This window comes from Deferribacterota bacterium (assembly GCA_034189185.1).
GTDB lineage: Bacteria > Chrysiogenota > Deferribacteres > Deferribacterales > UBA228 > UBA228.
Genome location: JAXHVM010000211.1, coordinates 1 through 2733 on the forward strand (window position 1 = coordinate 1; position 2733 = coordinate 2733).

Below are 2733 nucleotides of genomic sequence, written 5' to 3' on the forward strand. Positions count from 1 at the left end.
ATACCGTTTTTAGCGGCATTTGCGGGGTGTAAATGTTTTGTCATTGCCCCTTCACTAATAAACTCCCATAATCCAGCAGCAAGTGAGCCTGCATTTCCCAAAGCATTTACTAGTTCATCTTTATTTAAATCTAACAGTTTACCTGCTGCAGCTGCTGCACCAAAAACTCCACATGTTGCAGTATTATGCCAATAGTAATAATGTGATGGATTTACTGCTTCACCAATCCTAATAGCAGTATCATAACCAGCAACAATAGCCTCAATTAATCTCTTACCACTTAAATTAAATTTTTCAGAAAGAGCTATACAAACAGGTATTATAGGTGCAGCTGGATGCACTGTTGATCCCTTATGTATATCATCAAATTCTAATATGTGAGAACAACCAGCATTAATAAAAGCTGCAATTAAAGATGATGTTTTATTTCCACTACCTAATATTGTTGATTCTTTTTTTTCTCCTAAATCACAAAATGTATCAAAAAATATCTTACCTGCTTTTGTTGAAGAACCTGCTATTGTGGAGCCATAAAAATCAAGCAAGCTCAATTTAGCAATATTTATTGTTTTCTTAGGAAGATTTTCATATTTTACTGCAACAATAAAATCACAAAGATATTCAGTTAGACTTATTTTATTCACAATCTAATTATATAACATATTCTCAATAATACAACTATTTAATAATTTTAATTTTTATTATAGTATTTAACTAAAAATAAATGGAATTTTTTAGTTTAATATCACTGCTTGAGGATCCAACAAGAATATTAAATTCACCAGGTTCAAAAACTCTTCTGCCTTCACTATTTAAAACTGCTAATTCTGATTTGTTAATAATAAATGATATTCTTTTAGTTTCACCGGGCTGTAAATTAATTCTTTTAAATCTGTATAGCTTTTTATTAATAGGCACAAGAGATGAGATTACATCCCTTATATATAATTGTGCTATTTCAGTTCCAGCTAAATTGCCAATATTTTGGACGTTGAAACTTATTTTTAATGTATCACTATTTACTTCAGTTGTTAGCTCACTATAATCAAAGGTTGTATAACTTAAACCGTGCCCAAATGGAAAAAGTGGTTCATCATCAATGTCAACATATCTATTGCCATAGGATTCTTGCCCTCCCCAATTTTTTTGATATGTATGATAGTACCAAAGGGGAATTTGGCCTATAGTCTTTGGAAAAGTTACAGGAAGTTTCCCTGAAGGATTTACTTTACCAAATATAGCTTCTGCAATAGCTAACCCACCCTCTTGTCCTGGAAACCAAGCTTCGATAATAGCTGGAATATTTTCTACCTCCCAATTTATAGTTAATGGTCTGCCATTAATTAATACTAATACAATTGGTATACCAGTTTCATATAAGGCTTTTAAAAGCTCTTCTTGCCTGCCAGGTATATCTAAATAAGCTCTTGAATTTGGTTCAGAACTCATATCTGCTGATTCTCCCATCACTGCAACAATAATATCGGAATTCTCTGCAGCGTTAATTGCATCTTCAAATGATTCATCACTCATATTTGAGCCAAGCCCCAAGTCTTCTACACCACCACCAGAAGATACCCCTTCTATTTCTTCTTCTGTTATATTAACCCCTTTTTCATATACCACTTCTACCTTATCCCCAGCAACTGATTTTATACCATCTAGCACCGTCTTTATATTTTGACGTGGTTGACTCATAGTCCAACCACCTAATTGATTTTGTGCATCATCTGCTAATGGACCAATTACTGCAATTTTTTTTATATTCTCTATATTTTGTGGTAATGTATTATTTTCATTTTTTAGTAAAACAAGTGTTTTTCTAGCAGCTTCAAGCACAATTTTTTTATGTTCCTCATTATTAAGTATGCTTTCATCTACTAAAGTTTTTTTACTGTCAAATAAGCCAAGTAAAAATTTTGCTCTTAAAACCCTCCTTACAGCATCATCTAATAACTCTATACTTACTTCTCCGCTATTAACTAGTTTCACTAAGTTATCTAGATAACACGTAGAAGTCATTTCAACATCAACACCAGCATTTATTGCCATCTTAGCAGCATCTCTAGCATTTTCTGCTACAAACTGAGTATGATATAGCATAGCTACTGAATTATAATCTGAGATTACAATCCCATTAAAATTCCATTGATCCTTTAGTGTTCTTCTCACTAGATCAACGTTTCCTGTAGCAGGAACACCGTTTATATCATTAAAAGACGTCATGATAGAGGCAATACCATTATCAACTGCTCCTTTAAATGATGGTAAGAATATATCATAAAGAGTCCTCTCAGAAATGTCTGCTGAGGAATAATCTCTTCCCCCTGTTGTCTCTGAATAGGCAACAAAGTGCTTTCCTGTAGCTAAAACAGAATTTTTATCATTAAGATTATCTCCTTGATATCCCTTTATTTTACCTAAACCCATTCTATAAACTAGGTAGGGATCCTCTCCAAAAGTTTCAATTATACGCCCCCATCTTGGATCTCTTGCTACATCTAATATAGGAGAAAAATTCCAATTTAGTCCAGTTGCAGTCATCTCAGTTGCAGTTACTGTGGCTGATTTTCTCATTATTTCATCATCAAAGCTAGAAGCTAATCCTAAGGGCATAGGAAATACTGTACCATTGGGGTATAGAGCGTGACCATGTATAGCATCTTTACCTAATAAAAGAGGAATTTTTAAAGAGGTCTCATTTGTTGCAATTTCTTGGACAATTTTAGCATC

The 2733-nt window shown here is 33.2% G+C and carries 2 protein-coding genes; both read right to left on the minus strand.

Going from position 1 to position 2733, the window contains the following annotated elements:
* Positions 1-644 (minus strand): MmgE/PrpD family protein (locus tag SVN78_10020; protein MDY6821942.1); only part of this gene is annotated, 644 nt, incomplete at its 3' end.
* Positions 645-714: 70 nt separating this feature from the next.
* On the minus strand, positions 715-2733 hold a 2019-nt coding region (locus SVN78_10025; protein MDY6821943.1), incomplete at its 5' end, for a glycoside hydrolase family 3 N-terminal domain-containing protein.